This is a genomic window from Marinobacter vinifirmus (assembly GCF_002258215.1).
Classification (GTDB): domain Bacteria; phylum Pseudomonadota; class Gammaproteobacteria; order Pseudomonadales; family Oleiphilaceae; genus Marinobacter; species Marinobacter vinifirmus.
The window spans coordinates 61,445-67,615 of record NZ_NEFY01000013.1 but is presented as its reverse complement, the minus strand read 5'-3'; the positions used below and the strand labels follow the sequence as shown (position 1 = coordinate 67,615).

Below are 6,171 nucleotides of genomic sequence, written 5' to 3'. Positions count from 1 at the left end.
GAGTTATGGTGATTTCTGGTGTATGGAAGCAGGCTGAAAGGATGGCGTATCCTGTTGGTTGATCACCACCAAGATCACAACCAACAGAGGATGGATACGCCATGTCCAAGTCTAACCTGCATGCTCTTTCACAACCAGAGGCGACCACGAACGATCCCTTGCACGATCTGATCCGACAGGGTGCCCGTGACCTGATTGCGCGGGCTGTCGAGTCTGAGCTTCAGGGGCTACTGGATCAGTATGCCGATGTATTGACACCCGATGGTCGCAAGGCGGTAGTCCGAAACGGTCATTTACCAAAGCGAACCATTCAGACAGGCGTTGGAGATGTTGACGTTCAGGTGCCCAAGGTCCGGGACCGCAGCGGCTCCGGCATTCGCTTCAACAGTCAGCTCCTGCCACCGTATTTGAAGCGGGCCCAGAGTCTGGATGAACTCATCCCCTGGCTCTACCTGCGCGGTGTCTCCTCTGGCAATTTTCAGGAGGCCCTGAGTGCCTTGGTCGGCGAGCAGGCCAAGGGCCTGTCCGCCAACACGGTGTCACGGCTCAAGGCACGGTGGCTGAAGGAGCACGAGGATTGGCGTCGCCGTGACCTGGGCCAGAAGCGCTACGTCTACTGGTGGGCAGACGGTGTCTACAGCAATGTTCGTCTGGATGATCGACTTTGCCTGCTGGTGATTATCGGGGTCACAGAGCATGGCCACAAGGAGCTGGTCGCGGTGGAAGATGGCCACCGCGAGTCCGAAGCCAGCTGGCGAGAGCTGCTCACCGGCTTGCGTGAACGTGGCCTGGACAATGCGCCCAAGCTGGCCGTAGGCGACGGGGCTTTGGGCTTCTGGAAAGCGCTGAGCAAGGTGTTTCCGGATACCCGGCACCAGAGGTGCTGGGTTCACAAGACTGCCAACGTGCTGGACAAGCTGCCCAAGTCCGTACAGCCGAAGGTGAAGTCAGACCTGCATGAGATCTATCTGGCGGAGACCCGTGATGGCGCTCACAAAGCCTTTGACAGCACGTTAAGGCGATTCCGGGACAAGTACCCGAAGGCCATGGAAAACCTCGAAAAAGACCGGGATGAACTGCTGGCCTTTTACGATTTCCCGGCAGCGCACTGGATTCACTTGAGGACCACGAATCCCATTGAGTCCACCTTCGCCACAGTCAGGCTGAGGACCAAGCGAAGCCGGTCCTGTGGCAACCGCGACACTACGTTATCGATGGTATTTAAATTGCTCCAATCCGCCCAGAAACGCTGGAAGCGGATCAAGGGGTTTAACCAACTGAAGCTGGTCGTGAATAACGTTCAGTTTCGGGATGGAGAACGGGTGGATGATCAATCCGGCAGAGACGCCGCCTGATGCTCATACACCAGATTTGACAATAACTCGCAAGGGCAATCGATTTTGTAAAAAAGAGTTCAGTTGGATTGCAACTTCTGGACGACGCCCGGTTGGCGCTTTGGGGGGCAAACGACCATGTATCGGTAGCGTCGGAGATTCAGCATCATCAACGAATGACGCTGGAACAATTGGGCGCTGACTATCAATTGATTGCACGCCTGCAGCACGAATTAAAGCGCACCATCAAAAAGCAAGAGCCAAACCTGTACCGAGGTATAATTGATCAAGCGAAAGCACTGATACTGGCTTCCAATCATCTAGCATCCCTCGAGTATTGGATTGACTGGCATGATGCACGCTGGCATGTGTTTTCAGGCCAGCTGGAAGAAGCCTTAGCACTGTACAAGCGAGCATTTTCAGGCTCACTCTTTCGCTCTGGGGAGAATCAAAAGGCAATCATTGAGGAATCACTTGTCGTTGCGGCTAAGTTACGGAACCCTGACCGGGTATTTCTCAAACACCTAAAATGGACTTTAATCAATTTTGGATATGATATCCCTTCAATCTCAGGTGATAGACCATCGCAAAAGGTGTCGGACACGATTGAGGACTGGGAAATAGAACGCTGGGATGCGAGCTTCGGCATTGTTTTCCCTATTGAAGGACTATTCCCCGGGGTTCAATATGATACACATCAATCCGCGCTCGGACCGCTGGTGTTCACGGACACTTCAGCAATAAAACCAGACTATAGAAACCCGAATCGAAAATTAAAGATCGGGGAAACGTGGCAGCGAGCAATGCCTCAGCTTGTTTGGTTCTCGCTCAATGAGGATGCTGCCGTTTGCGAAAAGCTGATCGAAAAAGGAGCTAGGGTTGATGTCGCTTCAGAGGCTGGCGACACCCCCATACTTATGGCCCTTGAGGCGCTGAACGTAACCGAGATTAACGAGGTTGACCTGGTTCGGGGGCGCTCTCCATATCGAACGCTTGATGACCGGTTGTTTAAGTTACTGAAGAACATCCCGCACAAGACGAAAACACTCAATGACAGGACGCAGAAAAAACGGCTTCTTCCCATCATATCGGCAGTTGAGTCAGGCCGCCTAGACGTGGTTCAAACAGTTCTCGAAATGGGCGCAGATCCCAACGGCCGTGGCAAAACAGATGAACAAACCGCTTTAAATGTGTGCCTTAAGCTAATTGGAACTATCAAAGATCCTGAGTTAGCTAAAAAGCATCAGATGTCTATGCCGATTACTCCTGAAGCGCTTGATGCAATACGCCGGCAATCTCACGGCATTTCAGGCTTCACTGTGGAACAACAGAAACACGCACTAAAACGAAACATTGAAAATGGACTATTTGGAGAAGCCCTTAGGCTTTTGATTGAAGCAAGGAATCGGAACATTCTTCAGCACATGACTATTGCCCAGATGCGGGAAATTGCGAAGCTTTTGTTAGGAGCTGGTGCCGATCCAAATGCTGAGCATGCAAGCCCTATCAAAGGATATACACCGCTTATGTTGGCGGCGGAGCTAGATGAGCGGGAGCTTTTTGATGCCATGCTGGTAGCGGGAGGAGATATACAAAAAAAATACAGCGAACCTAAAACCGGACGCGCTGTATCCATTGCTGAAATCGCAAGGGATTTCAACGCCGTCGAAATTTTACAGAGCCTAGAAGATATTTCATCGTACGTTACTATCCAATAAAATTAGCTCGGCGGGCTTTTATGAGTTATCGCGACAATACCGAGAAGATGGTGGAGCACTTCTGCACCCACCATCTTCAGCGTCCTCAGGCTCCCTCGATCGCTTTTTGTTGTCGATCTCCCCGTAATTGCAGCTCAGAAACAATGGAATCCGCTTCCACACTATCACCCTCTTTCCCAAACGACGTATGAGTTGTAGCTAAAGGAAAGAATTCCTCTAGCACTTCAGCATCCTCTTCATAGTCAAACAGCGCATTACCGAATCCCTTTGCGGCAGCCGCGTCTAACGCAGCTTGGTCAAGACCGTCATCGCTTGACCGCCTCGCTGTTTCCTTTGCTTGAGCGACAGCGTCCTGCAGTGACATGCCGTCCTGTACAACCAGATCCACGTAGTAGATTGGCGTTCGATGGCTCTGCGTCGTGCTCTTCCCCCGTAACTTCAATTCCAACGGCATGTACGCCAACAACCCACCAGAGACTGCCTGGTAGTAGCTCAGCCTGGCTGCAAGAGTCCGAATGCTGTTGTATCCGGTCGTTCGAAAGATGAAGGTGCCTAGATCATCGTCCTCACTGATCTTCACGTTCAGACGGCCATACGGCTTGCATAGGCCGCCTTTGCCGAACTCACAGAGAGTCGGCCCCGGGCATGGCAAAGACTGAACTCCCGACTGCGTCAGGCGCTTACAGGTATCGCCATTGCCTACGCACATGGGGCGCCCGCTTTTGCGGTCAAACATGGTGTACTCAGCCCGCAGGTTGAGATCCGCGTCGTTGAAGAGCATGCGTACCGGGATAGTCCGCAGTTTGCCGTTTGGCGCATCCTTTCTAAGCTCTTCGTCCATGGGGTGTAAAACCCAACCATCCTTTTCCTGGATCTGAGAGGTGATGGTGAATTGATCGTCTTTCTTGGGTAGCCGAATGCCATTCTTTTCAACAACCCGGCCAATGCTGATACGCCCCAATACCGGAGGCGTAATGGCTAAACCTTTAATCATGATGACTCTCCTGAAAAAAGGACCACGGGACACTCGTCATGCCCGCGTGGCCAATGAGGTATTTATGCTTGGATGAGGAATCGACGGCTTCCTGGCTTCGTCAGTGGGTATTGCTCCAGTAGTTCTGGATGATCCTTCAGTAGCTGTTTCACGTTGAGCCCGACGGAATCCTTGCTGCGTTTCCAGCTCACGCAGCCACTTGGGAAGGTTGCCTTTGAGGCTTCGCCCATCTGGCTCTCGATTCGCTGTTTCAGGTGGGATTCGGTGGATTTAAGGCTTTCCATTTCCGAGCGAATCGCCAATAGCTCGTCGAACGCTTCCGACAGTTCCTTGCTTTGGCTGAAGTCCAGGGTCTCCCCTCGGTCTACCGGGTACAGGTGACGCAAGGCGCGTTCGGCGGAATCAGTACCGTCAACGGGTGGCGGCGTATCCGTTTCCACGAAATCCCAGAACTGGCGCTCTAGCACATACAGTGCCTCGATGAGTTTCTCGTTCCGTTCAACGCGATAGATCTTCAGCTCTTGCCCGCAAAGCAGCACACAAACATCGGCTGATTGTTTGCCGGTAACGGCCAGCTGATGCTGAACCTGGCATTGAATGTAGTCCGGCACACCCTCTTTCCAGAGTCGTGCCCCGAATTCCCCGGCTGTTTTGCACTCGAGGATCTGCACGTCTTCATCGGCAACGACTGAGTAATCCAGGTTGGCCAACATCCAGTGCTTTTGCGGATCTGGATGCTGTAATACCGCATTCACCCGGCGCACTTTCCGACCCGTCTGCTGGCTGTATTGCTCGGCCACAATTGGTTCCAGGATATGGCCCCAGTAAACCGGTGAAGTCGGATCGTCTGAATCCGGCTTTGGTAAGCCAGCATCTCTGCCGGTTTTGACCATCCAGAGCTCAAGCTGGGATTGATAAGGGTTCATGCCAACGGCCGCAGCGGCATCGCTACTACCAATGCCCTGCTTACGTACCTTTAGCCATTCATCCCGGCTGAGGCCCTTGGTGGAGACCAGGCGCAAGGCCGGACGCTGCTTCTGAATTGTGTTTGCACGCATGCCCATGGTGTTTTCCTCCAGACATAAAAAAAGCCCACCAGAGCATCAGGCTCCGGTGGGCTTTATGGCGGTTTTGAGTTTTGTAGGATTGGCTTAGGCCACAAGTGACATGGCCTGCTCTAATGCACGGTTCTTCAAGGCTGCACCGGTGCCAAACCAGGCTGAATCCAGTCGATGGTCCACAGTTTTGGCACGGCGCTGGTGATCGATGAATTCCGTCACTGCATTCAGCAGCCCGTAGGCTGTGCCGTCAGAAGAAGCCAACGTGGCACCCATGCCCTCGCCTTCATAGAGGGACAGCGCTTTGGCCATAGACCGCTCGTTGGTTTTGCCAACACCACTTCCGGAATCATCGGTGAATACCTTCATGAAGTAGTTCCTGGCCTCTGTGGTCTTCACCTTTCGCTCACTCAGGATCTTTAGTCGGTACATGAAGTCGTCCCATGCACTGACCGAAATTCCAAGCTGCTTCTTCACCAGGTCCGCATCGAAGGCGGTGTTGTGCTTCACCTTGACCGCGTTAGCCGTGGAGCCTTTCAGGGCAACCGCCAGGGTGTTGTTGCACACCACGCGGATACTGGTGAACTGAGCAGTGGTTGCCATAGTGCCGTCACAGGCGGTTGCCAGCAGCACGTAAGCGTTGGTCTGGTCGTTGCCCTTGAGCATACCGGTTTGGCCAGTACGGGCGAGTGCCCACATTTTCCGGCCACCTTTCAGAACACCAGCTGTTTCCAGCTCAAAGCCAGAAACCTCGGTCAGATCCCGATAGAACGCTAAGATCTCCTCAGGCTGAACCACCTTAAAGCGGTTACCGACGACCGAAAGCGGAGCCTTGGTATCCGAGCGGTAAAGCACTTTGGAATCCGGGTAAGAGAGGATTTCACCCAGACTGCCACTCGAATTGGTGACGAAGCGGACAGGGCTTTCCTGAATCTGCCAATCCAAGCCCGCTTGTTTGGCCCAGACCTCCAGGGGCTGGCTCGAAGTTAGTTTGTTCCCCAGACCATGCCAGGGGGTTTGGCCAACGTAGGCCATTTGCTCGATGAGATGAGCCATGGTTGTTCTCC

The 6,171-nt window shown here is 53.2% G+C and carries 5 protein-coding genes; 2 read left to right on the top strand and 3 right to left on the bottom strand.

Features of this window, described 5'->3' with window-relative positions:
- Positions 1 to 101 precede the first annotated feature (101 nt).
- Together B9Q17_RS14175 and B9Q17_RS14170 are read left to right on the top strand one after the other, a co-directional pair.
- Positions 102 to 1,355, top strand: coding sequence for an IS256 family transposase (locus B9Q17_RS14175; RefSeq protein WP_011783528.1), 1,254 nt, complete (start codon positions 102 to 104; stop codon positions 1,353 to 1,355).
- Positions 1,356 to 1,510: 155 nt separating this feature from the next.
- Positions 1,511 to 3,052 carry an ankyrin repeat domain-containing protein gene (locus B9Q17_RS14170; RefSeq protein ID WP_094625695.1) on the top strand — a complete coding sequence of 514 codons (1,542 nt, stop codon included), beginning with the start codon at positions 1,511 to 1,513 and terminating at the stop codon, positions 3,050 to 3,052.
- 85 nt (positions 3,053 to 3,137) lie between these two features.
- Here the strand turns inward: B9Q17_RS14170 and B9Q17_RS14165 are convergent, their stop codons facing one another.
- The 3 genes from B9Q17_RS14165 to B9Q17_RS14155 all read right to left on the bottom strand — a co-directional run bounded on the left by B9Q17_RS14165 (position 3,138) and on the right by B9Q17_RS14155 (position 6,160).
- Entirely contained in the window at positions 3,138 to 4,046 is a 909-nt protein-coding gene (locus tag B9Q17_RS14165; RefSeq protein WP_094625694.1) for a recombination directionality factor, read from the bottom strand.
- Positions 4,047 to 4,108: 62 nt separating this feature from the next.
- Positions 4,109 to 5,110, bottom strand: a complete 1,002-nt coding sequence (locus tag B9Q17_RS14160) for a YqaJ viral recombinase family nuclease (RefSeq protein WP_094625693.1) — start codon at positions 5,108 to 5,110, stop codon at positions 4,109 to 4,111.
- 87 nt (positions 5,111 to 5,197) lie between these two features.
- The gene (locus tag B9Q17_RS14155; RefSeq protein ID WP_094625692.1) at positions 5,198 to 6,160 is read right to left on the bottom strand and encodes a DUF932 domain-containing protein; all 963 of its coding nucleotides are present in this window, start codon (positions 6,158 to 6,160) and stop codon (positions 5,198 to 5,200) included.
- Positions 6,161 to 6,171: the final 11 nt, after the last annotated feature.

Coding starts and splice junctions, on each gene's coding strand:
- B9Q17_RS14175 (WP_011783528.1), top strand. CDS start 102: ATGTCCAAGTCTAACCTGCATGCTCTTTCACAACCAGAGGCGACCACG.
- B9Q17_RS14170 (WP_094625695.1), top strand. CDS start 1,511: ATGACGCTGGAACAATTGGGCGCTGACTATCAATTGATTGCACGCCTG.
- B9Q17_RS14165 (WP_094625694.1), bottom strand. CDS start 4,046: ATGATTAAAGGTTTAGCCATTACGCCTCCGGTATTGGGGCGTATCAGC.
- B9Q17_RS14160 (WP_094625693.1), bottom strand. CDS start 5,110: ATGGGCATGCGTGCAAACACAATTCAGAAGCAGCGTCCGGCCTTGCGC.
- B9Q17_RS14155 (WP_094625692.1), bottom strand. CDS start 6,160: ATGGCTCATCTCATCGAGCAAATGGCCTACGTTGGCCAAACCCCCTGG.